The organism is Streptomyces nogalater, assembly GCF_039532885.1.
Taxonomy (GTDB): Bacteria; Actinomycetota; Actinomycetes; order Streptomycetales; family Streptomycetaceae; genus Streptomyces; species Streptomyces nogalater.
The window spans coordinates 394,793-417,914 of record NZ_BAAASM010000001.1 but is presented as its reverse complement, the minus strand read 5'-3'; the positions used below and the strand labels follow the sequence as shown (position 1 = coordinate 417,914).

Here is a 23,122-nt window from a genome sequence, read left to right as displayed (position 1 = left end):
CTCCCGCACGCGTCAGTCCTCCCGCACGCGTCAGTCCTCCCGCACGCGTCAGTCCTCCCGCACGCGTCAGTCCTCCCGCACGCGTCGGTCCCGACGCAGGCACTCGATCTCGTAGTCCCCCGTGTCCTCGTCGATCGTCACGCCGTGGGTCTCGCTGCGGAAGCCGGGGAAGCGGCGGTCGAAGGTCTCCAGGGCGGTGAGGTAGCGCAGGAGGGGGCCGTCGGGGGCGCCGGTGGACTCGCCGGGCATGAGGACCGGGATGCCGGGCGGGGTGACCGTGACCATCGCCGCCGCCACCCGGTGCGCGGCGTCGGCGACGCGGACGCGTTCCGTGCCGCCGCGCACCAGCCGCTGGTAGCAGTACTGCGGCGGGAAGACCGGCTCCGGAAGCTCCTGGAACGCGGTGTCCAGCAACTCCACCAGACGGGCCGAGCGCAGCTCGTCGTGCATCTCCTGGCACAGCTGCCGCAGAGTCGTCCCCGCGTAGCGGCGCGGGTGCGCGGCGACCGCCTCGGGCAGGACGCGGTCCAGCGGGGCGTCGCCGTCGTAGAGGGCCTTGAAGTCCATCAGGGCGTCCAGCAGCGTGCCCCACTTGCCCTTCGTGATGCCCATCGAGAACAGGATCAGCGTGGTGTAGCTGTCGGTCTTCTCGACCACGATGCTCCGGGTGGCCAGGTACGCCGTCAGCACCCGCGCCGGAATGCCCTCCTCGGCCATCTCACCGGTCGCCGTGATCCCGGGACAGGTCAGCGTGACCTTGACCGGGTCCAGCATGCAGTGGCCCTCGGTCAGCCCGGGGAAGCCGTGCCAGGCCGCGCCCGGCTCCAGCAGCCAGCAGGACTGCTCCCGGCCCAGCAGCTCCGGCGGGGCCTCGTCGAAGGCCAGCCGCTTGCCGGTCGCCGGGTCGGTGACCTCCTCCGGCTGCCAGACGCCGAAGAACCACGGCGGCCGGTCCCCGGCGCTCGCCACCCGCCGCCCGAGCCGCACCATCTCCTGCCGGAACCGGACGGCCTCGGTGACCGCCTCGTCCACCAGCCACTCGCCCTGCGGCCCGTCCATCATCGCCGTCGCCACGTCCAGCGAGGCGATCATCGGATACAGCGGGGAGGTGGTGCCGTGCATCATCAGCACCTCGTTGAACCGGTCGTGCTCCACCGGGGCCCGGGGCGCCGGCCGGACGTGCACCATCGCCGACTGCGACAGCGCGGCCAGCAGCTTGTGCGTGGACTGGGTGGCGAACACCGTCGGCCGCCGAGGGCCCGGGAAGGCCGCCTCGTCCACGGACATGCCGTACCGGCCCGCGTACAGCGGGTGGAAGCGGGCGTAGGCGAACCACGCCTCGTCGAAGTGCACCCGGGGGGTGCTGGCCGCGAGTGCCTTCGCGGCCGGTACGGCGTCGTAACTCAGGCCGTCGTAGGTGGAGTTGGTGAACACCGCGTACTGGGGCTCGCGGGTGGCGGCGCCCTCGGCGAGCGGGTGTGCGGCGATCCGGGCCGCGATCGACTCCGCCGCCAGCTCGGCCGGGGGCAGCGGGCCGGCCAGGCCGTAGCCGTTGCGGGTCGGGATGAGGTAGACCGGCCGGGCGCCGGAGACCACCAGGCCGTGCAGCACCGACTTGTGGCAGTTGCGGTCCACCAGCGCCAGCTCGTCCCGGGTGACGCTGAAGTGGCCCACCAGGCGGTTGCAGGTGGAGTCGCCGTGCAGCACGAAGTAGGTCAGGTCGGCGCCGAAGACCCGGGCCGCGTTGCGCTCGGCCTCCCCGATGGGCCCGGTGTGCTCGAACAGCGAGCCCAGCTCCTCCACCGAGATCGACAGGTCGGAGCGGAGCAGCCGCTCGCCGAAGTAGTCGTGGAAGGCGCGCCCGGCGGGCGACTTCAGGAAGGCGACGCCGCCGGAGTGGGCCGGGGTGTGCCAGGAGTACTCGTGCGCGTCGTGGAAGCGGCGCAGCGCCCGGAAGAACGGCGGCAGCACGTCCTCCCGGTAGTTGCGGGCGGCGCTGGTGATCCGGCCCGCGATGAACCCGGGAGTGTCCTCCAGCGGCCAGACGTACCCGACGACCGTCTCCGACACCCACAGCGGCAGTTCCCGCACGCCCTCCTCGGCCATGACCAGGAACACCGGCAGATTCCGGTAGCGCCGCCCGATCCGGCGCAGTACGGCGGCCCCGCCCGGCGCCTCCTCGACGGTGCCGGCCGGCCCGGCGAGCGCCGCCCCGGGACCGTCGCCGGCCCGCGCGCCCCCGGGCAGGTCCCACGCCACCAGGGCCGCCGCCAGGCCCGCCTCGGTGCGCAGTACCGCGTCGGCGTCCTCGGCGGTGACGGCCCAGCGCACCCCGAAGCCGTCCGCCTCCACCGCCTCCCGGATCTTCCGCAACTGCTCGGCGCCGGCACCCTCCGCACGCGGGTGCTCCGGCACCGCCACCAGGATCCTGCTCTCGCTCATCCGGTGCCCTGCCCTCTCCCGGCGGCCGCCCGGCCGCCACGGCGGCAAGTCTCCGGCGCGGCCCGCCGGGCGGGCGGGCGGCGGCGACGGAAGAGCACCCGGATGGCGCACATCCCCGCCACCGCGTTGACGCAAGCGGGCGGCTAACCGAGGTACGCGGGCGACACCGCGGCCCGGCTGATCTGCCGTGAGTGGCCCGTTCCGTCCGCCGGGACCTGGTACAGGTCGGCGCCGTAGTCGCCGGGGAGCGCGTACACGACCGTGTGCGCGTCGCGCCACACCGCCTGGTCGTCCACGCTGCGTGTCTCCGCGAGCGCGGTCTCCCGCATCGTCCGCAGGTCGAGGACGTACAGCCGCCAGGGCGCGTCCTTCGGCAGGCCCGCGACCCGCTTCTTGTACGCGACCCGGGTACCGTCCGGCGACAGCGACGGGCACTCCACGTTGGCGTGCAGGGTGGTGACCGTACGCGCGCGCAGGTCGCCGCGGACCAGGTACGTGCGGCCCTTCGTCGCCAGCGTGGCGTAGAACGTACGATCGTCGGCCGCGAACGTCACCCCCCAGAAGTTGACGTCCGCCGCCCGGTAGGTCCGCCCGTCCTTGACGATCCGGAACGCCTCCAGCGACGGGATCAGCTCCCCGCCGCGGGTGTCCACGACCGCCGTCCGCGTGGAGAAGTCCGTCCCCGCGTACGAGTCACCGCCCACGAACGCCGTCCAGGCGGCGAAGTGCCCGGTGGGGGAGACCCGGGCGCGGGAGGGGATGCCCGGCACGTCGTAGCGGCCCCGGATGTGCAAAGAGGCGTCCAGGACCAGCGCGCGGTAGGTGTCCGACACCGGCCCGTGCACCGCTTGCAGACACACTCCGGTGCCCGCGGCGGCGTGGAAGCGCAGGCACTTCGGCCCCGCTGCGGTGCGCGGCCCGCCCGGATCGTCCGCCGGGACGCTCGTCAGCTCGTCCCGGTGCGGCCCCCACGCCAGGTTCCGGAACACCAGCCGCCCGGAGGCGCGCAGCGACACCGCGCCCGGCGTGACGCGCGGCCCGCCCGCCTGGGTGTGGTCACGGCGCTCCGCCCGCGCGGAGGCGTGCAGGACGGCGGCCAGCCCGACCGCCGCGAGCACGGCGACGGCGAAGACGAGGGTCAGCACCCGGTTGCGTACGCTCACGCGGCCACCGCCCCCTTCGGACGCAGCGTCAGGGCGAACGCCCCGCACCCCACGAGCGCCACCGCCGCCCCGGCCAGCGCCGCCCGGTCGCCCCACACCGTCCAGGCCGCGCCGAACAGCAGCGAGCAGGCGAACCGGGTGAGCGCCTGCCCGGTCTGTACGACGGCCAGCCCGGAGGAGCGCAGCCCCTCCGGCACGCTGTCGCAGGCGGCGGCCATCAGCACCCCGTCGGTGGCCGCGTAGAAGCAGCCGTGCAGGGCGAGCACCAGCCAGGGCAGCGCCGGGCCGCGCCAGGAGCCGAGCAGCAGCCCGTACCCGGCGAGCAGGGCGCCGTGCCCGGCCAGGAAGACCGTCCAGCGGCCCACCCGGTCCGCGAGCCGGCCGAGCGGCACCGCCAGCAGCAGGAACGCGGCGGCCGTGCCCAGCGGCAGCAGCGCGAACCAGCGGTCGGGCACCCCGAGCCGGCGCTGGAGCAGCAGGTACACGAAGGAGTCGCTGACCGTGGCCAGGCCCAGCAGCAGCGCGCACACGGTGATCCGGCGCAGGTCGCGGCGGCGCAGCAGGGCGAACGCGGCCCGCAGCGTGGGCCGTTGCCCCACCGCCGGCGCGCCCCGCCCGCCCGGCACGAACAGCACCAGCACCAGCACGCCCACCGCGGCGACACAGAAGCTGACGGTGAACACCGCGTCGTAGCCGTCCACGGTGGCCCGCAGGATCCAGAACGCCACCAGCGGCCCGAGCAGGGCCCCGGCGGTGTCCATCGCCCGGTGCACACCGAAGGCCCGGCCGCGCGTATCGGGCGTGCTGGACAGCGAGATCAGCGCGTCCCGGGGCGCGGTCCGCAGCCCCTTGCCGGTCCGGTCGGCGGCGAGCACGATCCCGATCGGCGTCAGCGAGTGCGCCACCAGCAGCAGCGGCTTGCACACGGCCGAGATGCCGTAGCCCAGCCCGGCGACCCACTTGTGCCGTCCGCCGCCCCGGTCGGCGAAGTGCCCGCCGACCAGCCGGACGAGCGCCGAGAACCCGTTGTAGACGCCGTCCAGGAGCCCGAACCCCAACGGCGACAGACCCAGACCGCTCACCAGGTACAACGGCAGCACCGCCGTCACCATCTCCGAGGAGACGTCGGTGACCAGGCTCACCGTCCCCAGCGCGAGCACGGTCGGCGCGACCGCCGCACGGCGCCGCCCGGCCGGGGGCCGGACGGCGCCATGAGCGGACGTACCGGCACGACTGTCCGCTACGTACACGTCAGGACGCCCAGATGCCGGTGATGTCCTCGGCGGAGGCCGCGTTGCCCGCGTGGGTGGTCAGCCCCTGCGTGTCCTCCAGGGTGCGCAGCAGGTCGTAGTGGTTGTACGTGGTGCTCGACGAGGACCCGGCGAGGACGGGCTGCCCGTAGAACACCGTGGGGATCCGGTTCCCGCTGAGCCGGTTGTCCTCGTCGAAGGTGACGACGAGCAGGCTGTTGTGGGTCTTGGCCCAGGTGGCGTAGGCGCCCAGGTTGTTCTTCAGCCAGGTGTCACCGGTGGACACCGAGCAGTCGTGCATGTCGCTGCACAGGTTCGGCACCACGAACGACAGCTGGGGCAGCGTCGAGTAGTCGGTGGGGAACTGCGCGAACGTCTTGGCGGTGGACGTCGGCACGTTGCCGAACCCGAACCAGGGGTTGTGCTTGCGCGCGTACTTGCCGCTGCTGCACGTCGTGGACCCCTGACTCGGCAGGGTCTCGTTGTAGCTGGCCCAGCTGCGCCCGGCGGCGATCATCTCGGACGCCAGGTTGGGCGCCGAGGAGAAGCCCGGGGTGTAGCAGCTGTCGTCGGTGATGCCCTGCGTGGACCCGGAGAACATCGCGAAGTAGTTGGGCTGGCTCGGGTGGGTCTCGGCGTACGACTGGGTCAGGTTGGCACCCCCCGCCTTCAGCGAGTTGAGGTACGGCGCGCTGGACGACCCGATGACCTGGCTGTACGCGTGGTTCTCGAAGACCACGACCACGACGTGGTCCGGGCGGGGCACGGTGCCCGCGGCGTGCGCGGACTCCTGGCCGAGCCCGGTCCACAGCCCGACCGCGGCCGCGGCGAGGGCCGCCGCGGCGGCCACGAGGGCCCGGGCACGGCGGTACACGGAACTGCCGGACACATCAACCTCCGGGAATGGATGGACGGCTGGCGGTGCGGACAGAGCATGCACACGTCAACATTCCCGCGCCCTACGCGGGCCAACCCCATGGGTGAAGACCGGATGAACGCCGGGTACCCCCGCCCCCATGGCGGACATCCTCATCGGCACCTGCGGCTGGACCGACCCGAACCTGCTCAGGAGCGGCTGGTACCCACCGGGCCACAGCGACCCGGAAAAACGCCTGCGCCACTACGCGACCCGCTTCCCCCTGGTGGAGGCGGACTCCCCGTACTACGCCCTCCCGTCCCCCCGCACCACCACCCACTGGGCGGAACGCACACCCCCCGGCTTCCGCTTCGACGTCAAGGCGTTCTCCCTCCTCACCGGCCACCCCACCCGCCCCGCGGCCCTCCCCCCGGACCTGCGCGCCCACCCCCGGAACGAGGCCCTGCGCACGGAGGTCTGGACCCGCTACGCCGAAGCCCTGACCCCCCTCCTCCACTCCGGCCGCCTCGGCACCCTCCTCTTCCAGTACCCGGCCTCCCTCCACCCCGGCCCCGAGGCCGAGGCCTTCATCCGCACCGCCCGCGAACGCGCCCACGGCTGGCCGTTCGCCGTGGAGTTCCGCGACCCCGCCTGGTGGCACCCGGCCCACGCCCCCCGTACGACCGCCTTCCTCAAGGACCTGGACGCCACGGCGGTCGCCACGGACACCCCCGAGACCCGGCACCCGGTCCCCGTCACCACCCCCCGCCTCACCGTCATCCGCTTCCACGGCCGCAGCCCCCACTGGCGCACCGGCACCAAGGAAGAGCGCTTCCGCCACACCTACACCGAGCAGGAACTCGAAGAGTGGCTCCCCCGCATCCACACCTCGGCGGCGACCGCGACCGAACTCCACCTCCTCTTCAACAACTGCTGCGGAGACGCGGCCCCCAAAGCGGCCGAAACGATGCGACAGCTACTGACCAGAAGCGGACTCCCGCACCAGCGGGCAGCGACGAAGGAGACCCCGACGGGCCCGTAGGCGAAACGACACGATCCCGCAGCCGTGCACGGGGGACGGGGGAGGGGAGCGAGGCGGACGCGCTCCTGGGACAGGACGGGGAAGCCCCCGAACGACGGCGGGCGCCACCGCAACCACGACGCACCCGCACAGGCCGCCGCAGGCATACAGGCCACGCACCCGCAGCCGGCGAAGCACAGCCATCCCCACAGCCCAAGCCGCCCCCGCCCCCGCCGGTTACGCTCTCGCCAGGACGCCGCACACACCCCAGAGGAGACCACGGACATGACGCCGGGGCGCAGAAGCAGCACCTTCACCCGTCTGCTCCGACACGGCTTCACCGACCCCTCCGCGGCCGAGCGCCTCCTGGACGGCCCCGAACTGGCGACCGTCCGCGACGACCCCGTCCTCCTGGAAGCCCTCGGCGCCACCGCGGACCCCGACCTCGCCCTGCACGGCCTGGTCCGCCTCCTGGAGGCCCAGCCCACCCCCACCGCCCACCGCGAACTGCTGGACACCCTCATCGCGGCCAAACCCCTCCGCGACCGCCTCCTCGGCATCCTCGGCGCCTCCGCCGCCCTCGCCGACCACCTCGCCCGCCACCCCACCGACTGGCACGTCCTGGTCACCTACGAACCGCACGACCTCCACCCGGGCGTCACGGAGTTCGAACAGGGCCTGGCCGAGGCCGCCGACCCGGTCACGCTCCGCGTCGCCTACCGCCGCTGCCTGCTCTCCCTCGCCGCCCGGGACGTCTGCGGCACCACGGACGTCGCCGAGACCGCAGCCGAACTCGCCGACCTGGCCACCGCCACCCTCCGCGCGGCCCTGGCCCTCGCGGAGGCCGCGGCCCCCGAGGACGCCGCCGCCTGCCGCCTCGCGGTGATCGCGATGGGCAAGTGCGGCGGCCACGAACTGAACTACGTCTCCGACGTCGACGTGATCTTCGTGGCGGAACCCGCGGAGGGCACCCCGGAGACCCAGGCCCTGCGCTCCGCGACCAAACTCGCCTCCCACCTGATGCGGATCTGCTCCGAGACGACCGTGGAGGGCTCCATCTGGCCGGTGGACGCCAACCTCCGTCCCGAGGGCCGCAACGGCCCCCTCGTGCGCACCCTCAGCAGCCACGTCGCCTACTACCAGCGCTGGGCCAAGACCTGGGAGTTCCAGGCCCTCCTCAAGGCCCGCCCGGTGGCCGGCGACCCGGCGCTCGGCCAGGCGTACCTCGACGCGCTGCACCCCCTCGTCTGGAAGGCGGCCGAGCGGGACAACTTCGTACCGGACGTGCAGAAGATGCGCCGCCGCGTGGTGGAGAACATCCCCGCGGCCGAGATCGACCGGGAACTCAAACTCGGCCCGGGCGGCCTGCGCGACGTGGAGTTCGCCGTCCAGCTCCTCCAGCTGGTGCACGGCCGCACCGACCCCGCCCTGCGCAGCGGCACCACCCTGGACGCCCTCCAGGCCCTCGCCGCCGGCGGCTACGTGGGCCGGGAGGACGCCGCCCGGCTGGACGAGGCGTACCGCTTCCTGCGCTCCCTGGAGCACCGCATCCAGCTGTACCGCCTGCGCCGCACCCACCTCGTCCCCGAGGCGGAGGCCGACCTGCGCCGCCTCGGCCGCTCGCTGGGCCTGCGCACCGACCCGGTGGCCGGGCTGACCCGCGAGTGGAAGCGGCACACCACGGTCGTACGCCGCCTGCACGAGAAGCTGTTCTACCGCCCGCTGCTCGACGCGGTCGCCCAACTCGCGCCGGGCGAGGCGAGGCTGAGCGCGGAGGCGGCCCGCGAACGCCTCATCGCCCTCGGGTACGCCGACCCGGCCGCCGCCCTGCGCCACCTGGAGGCCCTGGCGTCCGGCGTGACCCGCAAGGCGGCCATCCAGCGCACCCTGCTGCCGGTACTGCTCGGCTGGTTCGCCGACTCCGCCGACCCGGACGCCGGCCTGCTGAACTTCCGCAAGGTCTCCGACGCGCTCGGCAAGACCCCCTGGTACCTGCGGCTGCTGCGCGACGAGGGCGCGGCGGCGGAGAACCTGGCCCGCGTGCTGTCGGCGGGCCGCCTCGCCCCCGATCTGCTGATGCGCGCCCCGGAGGCGGTGGCCCTGCTCGGCGACGGCGACGGCGGCGGCCTCGCACCCCGGCAGCGCGCCGCGCTGGAGCAGGAGATCCTGGCGGCCGTGGGCCGCGCCGAGAACGCCGTGCAGGGCGTCACGGCGGCCCGCGGGGTGCGCCGCCGCGAGCTGTTCCGCACCGCCGCCGCCGACATCGTCGGCTCCTACGGCACCGAGACCAGCCCGGCCGAGGCCGACCGGGGCGCCCTGGTGGACCGGGTCGGCGCGGCCGTCTCCGACCTCACCAAGGCCACCCTGGCCGGCACCCTGCGCGCGGTCGTCCGGGAGGGCTGGGGCGACACCCTGCCCACCCGGTTCGCGGTCATCGGCATGGGCCGCTTCGGCGGGCACGAGCTGGGCTACGGCTCCGACGCCGACGTGCTGTTCGTGCACGAGCCGAGGGAGGGCGTGGCCGAGCAGGAGGCGTCGGCCGCCGCCAACCGGGTCGTCGCCGAGATGCGCCGGCTGCTCCAGCTGCCCAGCGCCGACCCGCCGCTGCTCATCGACGCCGACCTGCGCCCGGAGGGCAAGTCGGGGCCGCTGGTGCGCACCCTGAAGTCGTACGAGGCGTACTACCGGCGCTGGTCGTCGGTGTGGGAGTCGCAGGCGCTGCTGCGGGCCGAGCCGGTGGCCGGCGACGCCGACCTGGGCCGGCGCTTCATCGAGCTGGTCGACCCGCTGCGCTACCCGGCGAAGGGTCTCACCGAGGACGCCGTGCGCGAGATCCGCCGGCTGAAGGCCCGGATGGAGTCCGAGCGGCTGCCGCGCGGCGCCGACCCCAAGCTGCACACCAAGCTGGGCCCCGGCGGGCTGTCCGACGTGGAGTGGACGGTCCAGCTGCTCCAGCTCCGCCACGCCCACCACGAGCCGGGACTGCGCACCACGCGCACCCGCGAGGCGCTGGCCGCCGCCCGCGCGGCCGGGCTGCTGTCCGCCGAGGACGCGGAGATCCTGGACGAGGCGTGGGTGCTGGCGACCCGGGTGCGCAACGCGGTGATGCTGGTGCGCGGCCGGGCCGGGGACACCTTCCCCACCGAGCCGCGCGAGCTGGCCGCGGTGGGCCGCTACCTCGGCTACGGCGCCGGCCACGCCGGAGACATGCTGGACGCCTACCGCCGCACCACCCGCCGGGCCCGCACGGTGGTGGAGGACCTGTTCTACGCGGACTGACGCCGGCCGAACCCGCCCCGGCCGGAGGCCGGAGCCCGCACCGGTCGGTCGAGCGGATTCGTCCCGCGCGGGCTACACGGACGGTGCCGACCCCCACGCCCGCCCCGCGGGCCGGGGGAGCAGCCGGGGCAATGCGTACGGCAGGCTGCCGTACCAGACGCGGGACGCCGTGAAGCCGAAGGCGAGGCAGAGGACCCCGCCCACCGCGTCCAGCCAGAAGTGGTTGGCCGTGGCGACGATCACCACCAGGGTGAGGGCTGGATACAGCAGCCCCAGCACCCGCGCCCACGGCACCGACGCCAGCGCGCAGATCGTCAGCCCGCACCACAGCGACCAGCCGATGTGCATCGACGGCATCGCCGCGTACTGGTTGGACATGTGCTTGAGGTCGCCGGAGGCCATCGAACCCCACGTGTGGTGCACCATCACGGTGTCCACGAAGTGCCCGCCGCGCATCAACCGGGGCGGTGCGAGCGGGAACAGGTAGTAACCGAGCAGGGCCACACCCGTGGTCGCGAACAGCACCAGCCGGGTCGCCGCGTACCGCCCGGGATGCCACCGGTACAGCCACACCAGCACCCCGAGCGTGATGACGAAGTGCAGTGTCGCGTAGTAGTAGTTCATCCCGATGATGAGCCAAGACACCGAATTGGCGGCGTGGTTGATCGCCTGCTCCACGCCGACGCCGATCGCGTGCTCGAACCGCCAGATCCAGTCCGCGTTGCGCAGCGCCGCGGCCCGCTGCTCCGGAACGGCGTTGCGCACCAGCGAGTACGTCCAGTAACTCACCGCGATCAGAAGGATCTCGAACCACAGCCGGGGACGGCGCGGGCGCCGGAGCCGGCCCGGTGGACCCGCCCTGCCCTCGCCCGTGACGGCCCGCGGAGCGGCCACTTCCTCGCGACCGTCCGGCTCTGTCACGGTCGAGTCACTCATGGTCACAGAGTCTGCCAGAAAAGGTTGTTTACCCGGCCGATCATCCCAAGGTTGGCTCCGCGGCGCACCTTCTGGGGCCGCGCGGCCCCGCGGCCTAGGCCGGGCGCGGGCCGTGCGGAGCCGAGGCGGTCGAGCCGCGCACCACCAGCTCCGGCATGAACACGAACTCGCTGTGCGGCGCCGGGGTCCCGCCGATCTCCTCCAGCAGCGTGCGCACCGCCGCCTGCCCCATCGCCGGGACCGGCTTGCGGACCGTGGTCAGCGGCGGGTCGGTGAAGGCGATCAGCGGGGAGTCGTCGAAGCCGACCACCGACACGTCCCGGGGCACTTCGAGGCCCCGCTGCCGGGCCGTGCGTATCGCGCCCAGCGCCATCATGTCGCTGGCGCAGACCACCGCGGTGCAGCCCCGCTCGATCAGCGCCGCCGCGGCGGCCTGGCCGCCCTCCAGCGTGTACAGCGAGTGCTGGATCAGCTCGCTCTCCACGGTCTGCGCGGCGAGCCCCAGCTGGTCCTGCACGGCCCGGACGAAACCCTCGATCTTGCGCTGCACCGGCACGAACCGCTTGGGCCCGAGGGCGAGCCCGATCCGGGTGTGCCCGAGCGACACCAGATGGGTCACCGCGAGCGTCATCGCCGCCCGGTCGTCGGGGGAGATGAACGGCGCCTGCACCTGCGGCGAGAACCCGTCCACCAGCACGAACGGCACGCCCTGCGCCCGCAGCCGCTCGTAGCGCTGCATGTCGGCGGTGGTGTCGGCGTGCAGCCCGGAGACATAGATGATCCCGGCGACCCCGCGGTCCACCAGCATCTCGGTCAGCTCGTCCTCGGTCGACCCGCCGGGGGTCTGCGTGGCGAGCACCGGGGTGTAGCCCTGGCGGGTCAGCGCCTGGCCGATGACCTGCGCCAGGGCCGGGAATATCGGGTTCTCCAGCTCGGGCGTGATCAGGCCCACCAGGCCCTCGCTGCGCTGCCGCAGCCGTACCGGGCGCTCGTAGCCCAGGACGTCCAGGGCGGCGAGCACGGATTGACGGGTGGTGGCGGCGACGCCCGGTTTTCCGTTGAGGACCCGGCTGACGGTCGCTTCGCTCACCCCCGCCTGCGCAGCGATGTCGGCAAGCCGTGTGGTCACGCCACTGGACTGTACCGGTCGGCTCCGCCCTTGCACACCGGCCGGACGCCGGACGCGGGCGGCCGGTCGGCCCGCCGTGGGTTGCTGCCTCATCGCGGCTCCCTCGAATCGTGATGGCAAGAGCTTGCAGAGTCTTGCACACGTGTCCATCGGCCGCCGAACGGTTACGACCGGGTAACCATCGGGTTCTCTTGCACTTTTTTTCTGCAAGGTCTTTCGCGGCGCTTACATCGCTGTTACGTTCCCTGTCGCCCGGCCGCGGCAACGGCGCAGTCGGCAAGTCGCAAGGGGCGGACGGGACCGCCCCCTGTACCACTCGGGCTTAACCCTCAAGGAGAACTCATGCGGCGTGGCATAGCGGCCTTGGCGCTGGTGGCGTCCCTCGCCCTGACGGCGACGGCGTGCGGCGGGAGCGACGGCGACGGCGGGAAGTCGGACGGCCCGGTCACCCTCACCTGGTGGGACACCTCCAACGCCACCAACGAGGCGCCGGCGTACCGGGCCCTGGTCGAGCAGTTCGAGGCCGCGCACAAGGACATCAAGGTCAAGTACGTCAACGTGCCCTTCGACCAGGCGCAGAACAAGTTCGACACCGCGGCCGGCGCCACCGGCGCCCCGGACGTGCTGCGCTCCGAGGTGGGCTGGACCCCGGCCTTCGCCAAGAAGGGCTTCTTCCTGCCGCTGGACGGCACCGAGGCCCTCGCCGACCAGGCGAAGTTCCAGCCGAGCCTGATCAAGCAGGCCCAGTACGAGGGCAAGACCTACGGCGTGCCGCTGGTCACCGACACCCTCGCGCTGGTCTACAACAAGGCCCTGTTCCAGAAGGCCGGCGTCACCGAGGCCCCCAAGACCTGGGACGAGCTGAAGGCCGCCGCCGCGAAGATCAAGGACAAGACCGGGGCCGACGGCTACTGGGGCTCCACCCAGGCCTACTACGCCCAGCCCTTCCTGTACGGCGAGGGCACCGACACCGTCGACGTCGCCGCCAAGAAGATCACCGTGAACTCGGCCGCCGCCAAGAAGGCCTACGGCACCTGGCAGAGCCTGTTCTCCGGCAAGGGCCTGCACAAGGCCGACACCACCGCCGACGCCTACGCCCACATCCAGGACGCGTTCGTCAACGGCAAGGTCGCCGCGATCATCCAGGGCCCCTGGGAGATCACGAACTTCTACAAGGGCAGCGCCTTCAAGGACAGGAAGAACCTCGGCATCGCCACCGTCCCGGCCGGCTCCACCGGCACGGCGGGCGCCCCGACCGGCGGCCACAACCTGTCGGTCTACGCCGGCTCGGACAAGGCCCACCAGGAAGCGGCGCTGAAGTTCGTGAACTTCATGACCTCCGCCGCGGCCCAGGAGACCGTCGCCCTGAAGAACTCCACCCTGCCCACCCGCTCCGACGCCTACACCGCGAAGGTCAAGGCCGACCCGGGCATCGCCGGCTACCAGGGTGTCCTGGCCGCCGCCCGGCCCCGCCCGGAGCTGCCCGAGTACAGCTCCCTGTGGGTCCCGCTCGACACCGAGCTGGCCAAGGTCGCCGGCGGCAAGGAGTCGCTGGACAAGGGCCTGGACAACGCCGAGCTGGCCATCTCCAAGCTGGTGGACGGCTTCGGCGGGTGAGCCCGGCCGGCCGCCGGAGTCCCCCCGCCGTACCCGGGGGGAGAGCCCGGCGGCCACGGCCCGGAACCGTCCGGCGGCCACCGCTTCTCGAGCCCGGCCTGCCCAGCCCATCCCCTTGATCCTTTGAAGGTGTCGAACCATGACAGTCGCCATCGACCGCGCCACCGGCAAGCGCCGCGGTGACCGCGCGCCTCGTCCCGGGCTGGGGCAGCGCGTCAAGAACGGCCTCCAGAAGTACTGGTACGCCTACGCGATGATCGCCCCGGTGGTCGTCGTGCTCGGCATCCTCGTCGGCTACCCGCTGGCGCGCGGCTTCTACCTCACCCTCACCGACGCCAACAGCCTCAACTCGGCGCGGACGATCGGCGTCAACCACATCGACGCCACCTACGAGTTCATCGGCCTGGACAACTACCAGGACATCCTGTTCGGCCCGACGGCCTACGACCGGTTCTGGTCGCACTTCCTGTGGACCGTCTTCTGGACGGCCGCCTGTGTCGCCCTGCACTACATCCTCGGGCTCGGCCTCGCACTCATGCTGAACCAGAGGCTGCGCGGCCGTACCGTCTACCGGCTGCTGCTCGTCCTGCCCTGGGCCGTGCCGACCTTCGTCACCGTCTTCTCCTGGCGGATCATGCTCGCCGACTCCGGCGCGCTCAACCAGCTCCTCGGCTCCCTCCACCTGCCCCAGCCGGCGTGGCTGGAGGACACCTTCTGGCAGCGGTTCGCCGCGATCATGGTCAACACCTGGTGCGGTGTGCCGTTCATGATGCTCTCGCTGCTCGGCGGGCTGCAGTCCATCGACCCCACGCTCTACGAGGCCGCCGAGATGGACGGCGCGAGCGCCTGGCAGCGCTTCCGCCACGTCACCCTGCCCGGGCTGCGCGCGGTCAGCTCCACCGTGGTCCTGCTCGGCGTCATCTGGACCTTCAACCAGTTCGTCATCATCTTCCTGCTGTTCGGCAGGAACTCCGCCCCGGACGCCCAGATCCTCGTCACCTGGGCCTACCAGCTGGGCTTCGGCCAGCAGCCGCGCGACTTCGCCCAGTCCGCCGCCTACGGCGTGCTGCTGCTGTCGATCCTCACCGTCTTCACCTCCTTCTACTTCCGCTGGCTGAAGCGCAATGACCAGCTCGCCGTCTGACGCCGCAGGAGCCGCCGCCATGAGCACCACGACCCTGGACACCACCGAGACCGCGCCCGCCCCCGCCGCCGTACCCGTCCGCCTAAGGCGCCGGCGCGGCGAGCGCGGACCGCTCGGCACCGCCCTGCTGCACGGCGGCCTCGCCCTGGCCAGTCTGATCGCCCTCGCCCCGGTGGCCTGGCTGTGCTACCTGTCCCTCGGCCCGGACAAGGACGACTACCTCCACCCGGGCCAGATCGCGGGCAAGGCGACCTTCTCCAACTACGGCTTCGTGCTCCGGCACACCGGCTTCTTCGACTGGTTCACGTCCACGATGATCGTGGCCCTCGGCACCACCGTCATCGGTGTCCTGGTCGCCGCCACCACCGGCTACGCCGTCTCCCGGATGCGCTTTCCCGGCTACAAGCAGCTGATGTGGGTCCTGCTGCTCACCCAGGCCTTCCCGATCGCCATCCTGATCGTGCCGATGTACGAGATCTTCAGCGAACTCGGCCTCATCGACACCTACTGGGCGCTGATCGCCGTCAACTGCTCCACCGCCGTGCCGTACAGCGCCTGGCTGCTCAAGGGGTACTTCGACACCATCCCGTTCGAGATCGACGAGGCGGGGCGGGTGGACGGGCTCACCCCCTTCGGCACCTTCTTCCGGCTGATCCTGCCGCTGGCCCGCCCGGGCCTGGCCGTCGCCGCGTTCTACACCTTCATCACCGCCGTCGGCGAGGTCGCCTTCGCGACGACCTTCCTGCTGGACGACTCCAAGTACACCTTCGCCGTCGGCCTGCAGACCTTCGTCAGCGAGCACGACGCCCAGTGGAACTACATGGCCGCCACCGCGGTGCTGATCGCGATACCGGTGACGGTGTTCTTCTACCTCGTGCAGAAGAACCTGGTCACCGGCCTCACCGCCGGCGGCACCAAGGGCTGACGCCCGCACCGGTCCAGGCGGGCTGCGGTGGCCCATCCGACCCCGCTGCCACCGCGGCCCGCCTCACACCCCGGCCGGCCGTCACCGGCCGACGACCGCCCACCATGACCCAGTTACGTATCAAGGACGCCATGAGCCAGCAGCACTCCGCCGCACCGGCCCGCCACTCCACCGCCGTCTCCGTCGCCGACCGCCACGACTGGTGGCGGGACGCGGTCATCTACCAGGTCTATCCGCGCAGCTTCGCCGACAGCAACGGCGACGGCATGGGCGACCTGGAGGGCGTACGCTCCCGCCTGCCGTATCTGCGCGACCTCGGCGTGGACGCGGTGTGGCTCAGCCCCTTCTACGCCTCCCCGCAGGCCGACGCCGGCTACGACGTCGCCGACTACCGTGCCGTCGACCCGATGTTCGGCTCCCTGCTGGACGCCGACGCGCTGATCCGCGACGCCCACGCGCACGGCCTGCGCGTCATCGTGGACCTCGTCCCCAACCACTCCTCCGACCGGCACGAGTGGTTCAAGCGCGCCCTCGCCGAGGGCCCCGGCTCCCCGCTGCGCGAGCGGTACCACTTCCGCCCCGGCAAGGGGAAGAACGGCGAACTCCCGCCCAACGACTGGGAGTCCATCTTCGGCGGCCCGGCCTGGACCCGGGTGCCGGACGGCGAGTGGTACCTGCACCTGTTCGCCCCCGAGCAGCCCGACTTCAACTGGGAACACCCCGCCGTCGGCGACGAGTTCCGCTCGATCCTGCGCTTCTGGCTGGACATGGGCGTGGACGGCTTCCGCATCGACGTCGCCCACGGCCTGGTCAAGGCCGCGGGCCTGCCCGACCTCGGCTCCCACGACCAGCTGAAGCTGCTGGGCAACGACGTCATGCCGTTCTTCGACCAGGACGGTGTGCACGCCATCTACCGCCAGTGGCGCCGCATCCTCGACGAGTACTCGGGCGACCGCATCTTCGTCGCCGAGGCGTGGACCCCCACCGTCGAGCGCACCGCGAACTACGTCCGCCCCGACGAACTCCACCAGGCGTTCAACTTCCAGTACCTGGCGACCGCCTGGGACGCACGGGAGCTGCGGACGGTCATCGACCGCACCCTGGACGCGATGCGCCCCGTCGGCGCCCCCGCCACCTGGGTGCTGTCCAACCACGATGTCACCCGGCACGCCACCCGCTTCGCCAACCCGCCCGGCCTCGGCACCCAGATCCGTACGGCCGGCGACCGCGAGCTGGGCCTGCGCCGCGCCCGCGCCGCCACCCTGCTGATGCTCGCCCTGCCCGGCTCGGCCTACCTCTACCAGGGCGAGGAACTGGGCCTCCCGGACGTGGTGGACCTGCCCGACGAGGTGCGCCAGGACCCGGCGTACTTCCGGGGCGCGGGCCAGGACGGCTTCCGGGACGGCTGCCGGGTGCCGATCCCGTGGTCCCGTACGGGCTCCTCCTACGGCTTCGGCGACGGCGGCAGCTGGCTGCCCCAGCCGCCGGTCTGGGCCGAGCTGAGCGTGGAGGCGCAGACCGAGGACCCCGGCTCCACGCTGGAGCTGTACCGGTCGGCGCTGCGGATCCGCCGGGAGCGGCCGGATCTGGGCGCGGGCGAGTCCGTGGAGTGGCTGCGCGCGCCGGAGGGCGTCCTGGCCTTCCGGCGGGGCGACTTCGTGTGCGTGGCCAACACCACCGGCGAGACCGTGACGACCCCGTCCTACGGCCGGGTCCTGCTCGCCAGCGGCGAGGTCGCCGAGGCGGACGGCGAGACGAAGGTCCCCGCCGACACCACGGTGTGGTGGACCGCCGCGGACTGACCACCCGTCCGGACGTTCTCGCACCGGCTTCTTCGGGGCCCGCTGCCTTCGGGGCGGCGGGCCTCCGCCCTCCGCGTCCCCGCAACCTCGCTGAAAGATTGCAGCAAGCGCTCCTCCCGCCCCGGCCGTCCCTGTCGCCTTCACCGCCGAAGGACCCCACATGGCACGCAGCACCCTCCCCATAGCGGCCGCCCTCGCCGCCGCCCTCGCCGCCACGCTGCTCCCACCCCTGACCGCGCACGCGGCCGGGCCGCCCGCGCCGCCCTCGGACGCGCAGCTCGCCGCCGTACCCGCCCGGCACGACGCCACCCGCGAGCAGTTCTACTTCGTCCTGCCGGACCGCTTCGCCAACGGCGACCCGGCCAACGACCTCGGCGGCCTGACCGGTTCCCGGCTGAGCACCGGCCACGACCCCACCGACAAGGGCTTCTACCAGGGCGGCGACCTCAAGGGCCTGACCGGGAAGCTGGACTACATCAAGGGGCTCGGCACCACGGCCATCTGGCTGGCGCCGATCTTCAAGAACCGTCCCGTGCAGGGCACCGGCGAGAACGCCTCGGCCGGGTACCACGGGTACTGGATCACCGACTTCACCCAGGTCGACCCGCACTTCGGCACCAACCAGGACCTGAAGAACCTCATCTCCAAGGCGCACGCCAAGGGCATGAAGGTCTTCTTCGATGTCATCACCAACCACACCGCCGACGTCGTGGACCACGACGAGAAGTCCTCCGACTACCTCTCCAAGGGCGCCTTCCCCTACCTCACCAGGGACGGCCGGCCCTTCGACGACGCCGACCACGCCGACGGCGGCCGGGAGTTCCCCAAGGTCGGCACCGGCTCCTTCCCGTACACCCCGAAGGTGACGAGCCGCGGCAAGGTCCCGGCCTGGCTCAACGACCCGTCGATGTACCACAACCGGGGCGACTCGACGTACAGCGGCGAGTCGACCACCTACGGCGACTTCTCCGGCCTGGACGACCTGTGGACCGAGCGCCCCGAGGTCGTCCGGGGCATGGAGCGGATCTACCAGCGCTGGGTGCGGGACTTCGCCGTCGACGGCTTCCGGATCGACACCGTCAAGCACGTCAACATGGAGTTCTGGACCCAGTGGGCCACCGCGCTGGACCGCTACGCGGCCGAGCGCGGCCGGAAGGACTTCTTCATGTTCGGCGAGGTCTACTCCGCCGACCCCTCCGTCACGGCCCCCTACGTCACCCGGGGCCGCCTCGACGCCACCCTCGACTTCCCCTTCCAGGACGCGGCCCGCGCCTACGCCTCCCAGGGCGGCAGCGCCCGGAAGCTGGCGGCCGTCTTCGGCGCCGACCACAGGTACACGACCGACAAGGCCAACGCCTACGAACAGGTCACCTTCCTCGGCAACCACGACATGGGCCGTATCGGGACCTTCCTGAGGCAGGACAACCCCGGGGCGACCGACGCCGAGATCCTGGCCAAGGACCGGCTCGCCAACGAGCTCATGTTCCTCAGCCGGGGCAACCCGGTCGTCTACTACGGCGACGAGCAGGGCTTCACCGGCTCCGGCGGCGACAAGGACGCCCGCCAGACCATGTTCGCCTCCAAGGTCGCCGACTATCTGGACGACGACGAGATCGGCACCGACCGCACCCACGCGAGCGCCGCCTACGACACCGACGCCCCGCTGTACCGGCGGATCGCGGCCCTGGCGGGGCTCCGCAAGGCCCATCCGGCCCTGACGGACGGTGTGCAGACCGAGCGGTACGCGGCCGACGGTCCCGGCGTCTACGCCTTCACCCGTACCGACGCCGCGTCCGGCCGGGAGTACATCGTCGCCTTCAACAACGCCGGCTCCGAGAAGACGGCGTCCTTCGCGACCGGGTCGGCGGACATGACGTACCGGGGCATCTACGGCGCCACCGGCCCGGTGCGGTCCGACGGCGACCGGAAGCTCACCGTCACCGTCCCCGCCGGGTCCGCCGTCGTCTACCAGGCGGCCGGCCCCCTCGCCGAGCCCACCGCCGAGCCGGTGATCACCCTGACCGCCCCCGCCGCCGGAGCCACCGGAACGGTCGGCCTCAAGGCCGACGTCGACGGCGGACAGCTCAACCGGGTCGTCTTCGCCGCCCAGGTCGGCAACGGGAAGTGGCAGACGCTCGGCTCCGCCGACCACGCCCCCTACCAGGTCACCCAGACCCTCGGCACCGACGTGCCCGCCGGGACCGCCCTGCGGTACAAGGCCGTCGTCATCGACTCGGCCGGGCACACCGCTGGCGCCACGGCGAGCAGCACCACCGGCACCCCGCCCGCGCCCGAGGTCCCCAGGGCCTCCGCCCGGGACCACGCGATCGTCCACTACCGGCGCGCCGACGGCGACTACGCCGACTGGAACCTGTACGCCTGGGGCGACCTGGCCGACGGCGAGGCCACCACCTGGCCGGCCGGCCACCCCTTCGTCGGCCGGGACGCCTACGGCGCCTTCGCCTACGTCAGGCTCAAGCCGGGCGCCTCGGACGTCGGCTTCCTGGTCGTGGACAAGGACGGGAACAAGGACGTCTCCGCCGACCGGTCCATCGACGTCACCCGCACCGGCGAGGTGTGGATCGAGCAGGGCAAGGCCGACGTACGCACCGAGCGGCCGGAGTACCCCGCCCAGGACCCGGCCAAGGCCGTCCTGCACTACCACCGCGCCGACGGCGACTACGCCGGCTGGGGGCTGCACGTCTGGACGGGCGCCGCGCACCCCACCGACTGGTCACGGCCGCTGGAACCGGTGAAGACCGATGCCTATGGCGCGGTCTTCGAGGTGCCCCTCACCGAGGGTGCCACCAGTCTCGGCTACCTCGTCCACAAGGGCGACGAGAAGGACGTCCCGGCCGACCGGAGCCTGGACCTCAAGGCCGACGGCCACGAGGTGTGGCTGGTGAACGGCCAGGAGAAGCACCTGCTGCCGCAGCCGGCCGGCACCGCCGCGGCGCTCGACCCCACCACCTCCAAGGCGGTCTGGATCGACCGGGACACCGTCGCCTTCAACGGCGTGCCGGGCGCGGCCTCCACCCAGCTGCTGTACTCCCGCGACGGCTCCCTGACCGTCCGGGACGGGACGTTGGCCGGCGACGACGAGCGCTGGATCAGACTGGCGAAGACGACGCTGACCGACGCGCAGAAGGCGAAGTTCCCGCACCTGAGGGACTACACCGCCTGGTCGGTGGACCCGCGCGACCGGGACCGGGTGCGCGAAGCGGTCAGGGGACAGCTCGTGGTCGCGCAACGGGCGGCGAACGGCGCCGTACTGGCCGCGACCGGTGTGCAGACCGCCGGCGTGCTGGACGACCTCTACCCCGGCGCCACCAAGGCGCGGCTCGGCCCGGTGTTCGACCACGGCCGGCCCACGCTGTCCGTGTGGGCTCCGACGGCACGGAGCGTGTCACTGGAGCTCGGCGGCTCACTCAAGGGCATGCGCCGGGACGACGGCACCGGCGTGTGGTCCGTCACCGGGCCGGCGTCCTGGAAGGGCGAGCCGTACCGGTACGTGGTGAAGGTGTGGGCGCCCAGTGCGGGCAAGGTGGTCACCAACAAGGTCACCGACCCGTACTCGGTGGCGCTCACCGCGGACTCCGAGCGCAGCCTGGTCGTGGACCTGGACGACAGGTCCCTGGCCCCGGCGGGCTGGCCGGCGCTGCGCAAGCCGAGGGCCGTACCGCTGCGGGACGCGCGGATCCAGGAGCTGCACATCCGCGACTTCTCCGTCGAGGACCGCACCTCCCGGCACCCGGGCACCTACCTGGCGTTCACCGACAAGGACAGCGACGGTTCCCGGCACCTGAGGAAGCTGGCGAAGTCGGGGACGTCGTACGTGCACCTGCTGCCCGCCTTCGACATCGCCACGATCCCCGAGCGCGAGGCGGACCAGGCGGCCCCGGACTGTGATCTGTCCGCGTACCCGGCGGACTCCGAGCGGCAGCAGGAGTGTGTGGGCAAGGCGGCGGCGAAGGACGCCTACAACTGGGGGTACGACCCGTACCACTACACGGTCCCGGAGGGCTCGTACGCCACCGATCCCGACGGCACGGCCCGGACGGTGGAGTTCCGCCGGATGGTGCAGGCGCTGAACCAGGACGGGCTGCGGGTGGTGATGGACGTGGTCTACAACCACACGGCGGCGAGCGGGCAGGCCGGCACCTCGGTGCTGGACCGGATCGTGCCGGGCTACTACCAGCGGCTGCTGGCCGACGGGTCGGTGGCGAACAGCACCTGCTGCGCCAACACCGCGCCGGAGAACGCGATGATGGGCAAGCTGGTGGTGGACTCGGTCGTCACCTGGGCGAAGCAGTACAAGATCGACGGGTTCCGCTTCGACCTCATGGGCCACCATCCCAAGGCCAACATCCTGGCCGTCCGCGAGGCGCTGGACGCGCTGACCCCGGCGAAGGACGGCGTGGACGGCAAGAAGATCATCCTGTACGGGGAGGGATGGAACTTCGGGGAGGTCGCCGACGACGCCCGGTTCGTCCAGGCCACCCAGAAGAACATGGCCGGCACCGGTATCGCCACCTTCTCCGACCGGGCCCGCGACGCGGTGCGCGGCGGCGGCCCCTTCGACGCCAACCCCGGTGTGCAGGGCTTCGCTTCGGGGCTGTACACCGACCCCAACGCCTCCACCGCCAACGGCACGACGGAGGAGCAGAGGGCCCGGCTGCTGCACTACCAGGACCTGATCAAGGTGGGGCTCAGCGGAAACCTCGCGGCATACCACTTCACCGACACCCGGGGCAGGCCGGTCACCGGCGCCGAGGTCGACTACAACGGCTCTCCCGCCGGGTACGCCGACGCCCCCGGTGACGCCCTCGCCTACGTGGACGCCCACGACAACGAGTCGCTGTTCGACGCGCTGGCCTACAAACTGCCCCAGGGCACGTCCGCCTCCGACCGGGCCCGGATGCAGGTCCTGGCCATGGCCACGGCCGCCCTCTCCCAGGGCCCGGCGCTGTCCCAGGCGGGCAGCGACCTGCTGCGCTCGAAGTCGCTGGACCGCAACTCCTTCGACAGCGGGGACTGGTTCAACGCCATCCACTGGAACTGCGCCGACGGCAACGGCTTCGGCCGCGGCCTGCCCCCGGCCGCCGACAACCGGTCCAAGTGGGAGTACGCCAGGCCGCTGCTCACCGCGGTCAGGGTCGGCTGCCCGGAGATCACCGGTGCCTCGGCCGCCTACCGGGACCTGCTGAGGATCCGGACCACCGAGAAGGCCTTCTCCCTTCCCACCGCCACCGAGGTCCAGGACCGGCTCTCCTTCCCGCTGTCCGGCAAGGACGAGACCCCGGGCGTGATCACCATGAAGCTCGGCGACCTGGTCGTGGTCTTCAACGCCACCCCCGAACGGCGGGAGCAGCGCGTCGGCACCCTCGCCGGCACCCCGTACACCCTCCACCCGGTCCAGGCCACCGGCTCCGACCGGACCGTGAAGTCGGCGTCGTACGCGGCCGGTTCGGGCACGTTCACCGTCCCGGCACGGACCGTCGCGGTGTTCACCCGGGCGGGGAACTAGGGTGAGGCCGTTGCCGTAGAACAGGAGTGCG

Annotated in this window: 13 protein-coding genes; 7 read left to right on the top strand and 6 right to left on the bottom strand. The window is 72.4% G+C overall.

Features of this window, described 5'->3' with window-relative positions; translation table 11 throughout:
* Positions 1–66 precede the first annotated feature (66 nt).
* From ABD350_RS01895 to ABD350_RS01880, 4 genes are all read right to left on the bottom strand, one after another.
* Positions 67–2,442 carry an Orn/Lys/Arg family decarboxylase gene (locus ABD350_RS01895; protein ID WP_344345726.1) on the bottom strand — a complete coding sequence of 792 codons (2,376 nt, stop codon included), beginning with the start codon at positions 2,440–2,442 and terminating at the stop codon, positions 67–69.
* Positions 2,443–2,585: 143 nt separating this feature from the next.
* Positions 2,586–3,605 (bottom strand): TolB family protein, encoded by a 1,020-nt coding sequence (locus tag ABD350_RS01890; protein ID WP_344345724.1) that lies wholly within the window; start codon positions 3,603–3,605, stop codon positions 2,586–2,588.
* On the bottom strand, positions 3,602–4,855 hold the full coding sequence (locus tag ABD350_RS01885; RefSeq protein WP_344345722.1) for an MFS transporter: 1,254 nt from the start codon (positions 4,853–4,855) through the stop codon (positions 3,602–3,604). Before ABD350_RS01885 ends, ABD350_RS01890 begins: the two co-directional genes overlap by 4 nt.
* Before the next feature lies 1 nt (position 4,856).
* The gene (locus ABD350_RS01880) at positions 4,857–5,744 is read right to left on the bottom strand and encodes an alkaline phosphatase family protein (RefSeq protein ID WP_344345720.1); all 888 of its coding nucleotides are present in this window, start codon (positions 5,742–5,744) and stop codon (positions 4,857–4,859) included.
* Between the two features lie 127 nt (positions 5,745–5,871).
* Here ABD350_RS01880 and ABD350_RS01875 point away from each other — a divergent pair, with 127 nt between their 5' ends.
* Together ABD350_RS01875 and ABD350_RS01870 are read left to right on the top strand one after the other, a co-directional pair.
* Positions 5,872–6,753, top strand: a complete 882-nt coding sequence (locus ABD350_RS01875; protein ID WP_344345718.1) for a DUF72 domain-containing protein — start codon at positions 5,872–5,874, stop codon at positions 6,751–6,753.
* A 264-nt stretch (positions 6,754–7,017) separates the two neighbouring features.
* The gene (locus ABD350_RS01870; protein WP_344345716.1) at positions 7,018–10,011 is read left to right on the top strand and encodes a bifunctional [glutamine synthetase] adenylyltransferase/[glutamine synthetase]-adenylyl-L-tyrosine phosphorylase; all 2,994 of its coding nucleotides are present in this window, start codon (positions 7,018–7,020) and stop codon (positions 10,009–10,011) included.
* A gap of 72 nt (positions 10,012–10,083) precedes the next feature.
* Here ABD350_RS01870 and ABD350_RS01865 read toward each other — a convergent pair whose 3' ends face one another.
* Positions 10,084–10,947: a phosphatase PAP2 family protein gene (locus ABD350_RS01865; RefSeq protein WP_344345714.1), complete on the bottom strand. Its 864-nt coding sequence runs from the start codon at positions 10,945–10,947 to the stop codon at positions 10,084–10,086.
* A gap of 94 nt (positions 10,948–11,041) precedes the next feature.
* Positions 11,042–12,076: a LacI family DNA-binding transcriptional regulator gene (locus ABD350_RS01860; RefSeq protein WP_344345712.1), complete on the bottom strand. Its 1,035-nt coding sequence runs from the start codon at positions 12,074–12,076 to the stop codon at positions 11,042–11,044.
* Positions 12,077–12,418: 342 nt separating this feature from the next.
* On the opposite strand from ABD350_RS01860, the gene ABD350_RS01855 reads away from it, so the two are divergent.
* The 5 genes from ABD350_RS01855 (at position 12,419) to pulA (ending at position 23,091) form a co-directional block, all read left to right on the top strand.
* Positions 12,419–13,693 carry an extracellular solute-binding protein gene (locus ABD350_RS01855; protein ID WP_344345710.1) on the top strand — a complete coding sequence of 425 codons (1,275 nt, stop codon included), beginning with the start codon at positions 12,419–12,421 and terminating at the stop codon, positions 13,691–13,693.
* 139 nt (positions 13,694–13,832) lie between these two features.
* Positions 13,833–14,837 (top strand): carbohydrate ABC transporter permease, encoded by a 1,005-nt coding sequence (locus ABD350_RS01850; protein ID WP_344345708.1) that lies wholly within the window; start codon positions 13,833–13,835, stop codon positions 14,835–14,837.
* Between the two features lie 19 nt (positions 14,838–14,856).
* On the top strand, positions 14,857–15,762 hold the full coding sequence (locus ABD350_RS01845; RefSeq protein WP_344345706.1) for a sugar ABC transporter permease: 906 nt from the start codon (positions 14,857–14,859) through the stop codon (positions 15,760–15,762).
* 131 nt (positions 15,763–15,893) lie between these two features.
* The gene (locus ABD350_RS01840) at positions 15,894–17,564 is read left to right on the top strand and encodes a glycoside hydrolase family 13 protein (protein WP_344345776.1); all 1,671 of its coding nucleotides are present in this window, start codon (positions 15,894–15,896) and stop codon (positions 17,562–17,564) included.
* Positions 17,565–17,724: 160 nt separating this feature from the next.
* Positions 17,725–23,091, top strand: a complete 5,367-nt coding sequence (gene pulA, locus ABD350_RS01835) for a pullulanase-type alpha-1,6-glucosidase (protein WP_344345704.1) — start codon at positions 17,725–17,727, stop codon at positions 23,089–23,091.
* Positions 23,092–23,122 lie beyond the last annotated feature (31 nt).

Coding starts and splice junctions, on each gene's coding strand:
- ABD350_RS01855 (WP_344345710.1), top strand. CDS start 12,419: ATGCGGCGTGGCATAGCGGCCTTGGCGCTGGTGGCGTCCCTCGCCCTG.
- pulA (WP_344345704.1), top strand. CDS start 17,725: ATGGCACGCAGCACCCTCCCCATAGCGGCCGCCCTCGCCGCCGCCCTC.
- ABD350_RS01840 (WP_344345776.1), top strand. CDS start 15,894: ATGAGCCAGCAGCACTCCGCCGCACCGGCCCGCCACTCCACCGCCGTC.
- ABD350_RS01865 (WP_344345714.1), bottom strand. CDS start 10,947: ATGAGTGACTCGACCGTGACAGAGCCGGACGGTCGCGAGGAAGTGGCC.
- ABD350_RS01850 (WP_344345708.1), top strand. CDS start 13,833: ATGACAGTCGCCATCGACCGCGCCACCGGCAAGCGCCGCGGTGACCGC.
- ABD350_RS01870 (WP_344345716.1), top strand. CDS start 7,018: ATGACGCCGGGGCGCAGAAGCAGCACCTTCACCCGTCTGCTCCGACAC.
- ABD350_RS01845 (WP_344345706.1), top strand. CDS start 14,857: ATGAGCACCACGACCCTGGACACCACCGAGACCGCGCCCGCCCCCGCC.
- ABD350_RS01895 (WP_344345726.1), bottom strand. CDS start 2,442: ATGAGCGAGAGCAGGATCCTGGTGGCGGTGCCGGAGCACCCGCGTGCG.
- ABD350_RS01875 (WP_344345718.1), top strand. CDS start 5,872: ATGGCGGACATCCTCATCGGCACCTGCGGCTGGACCGACCCGAACCTG.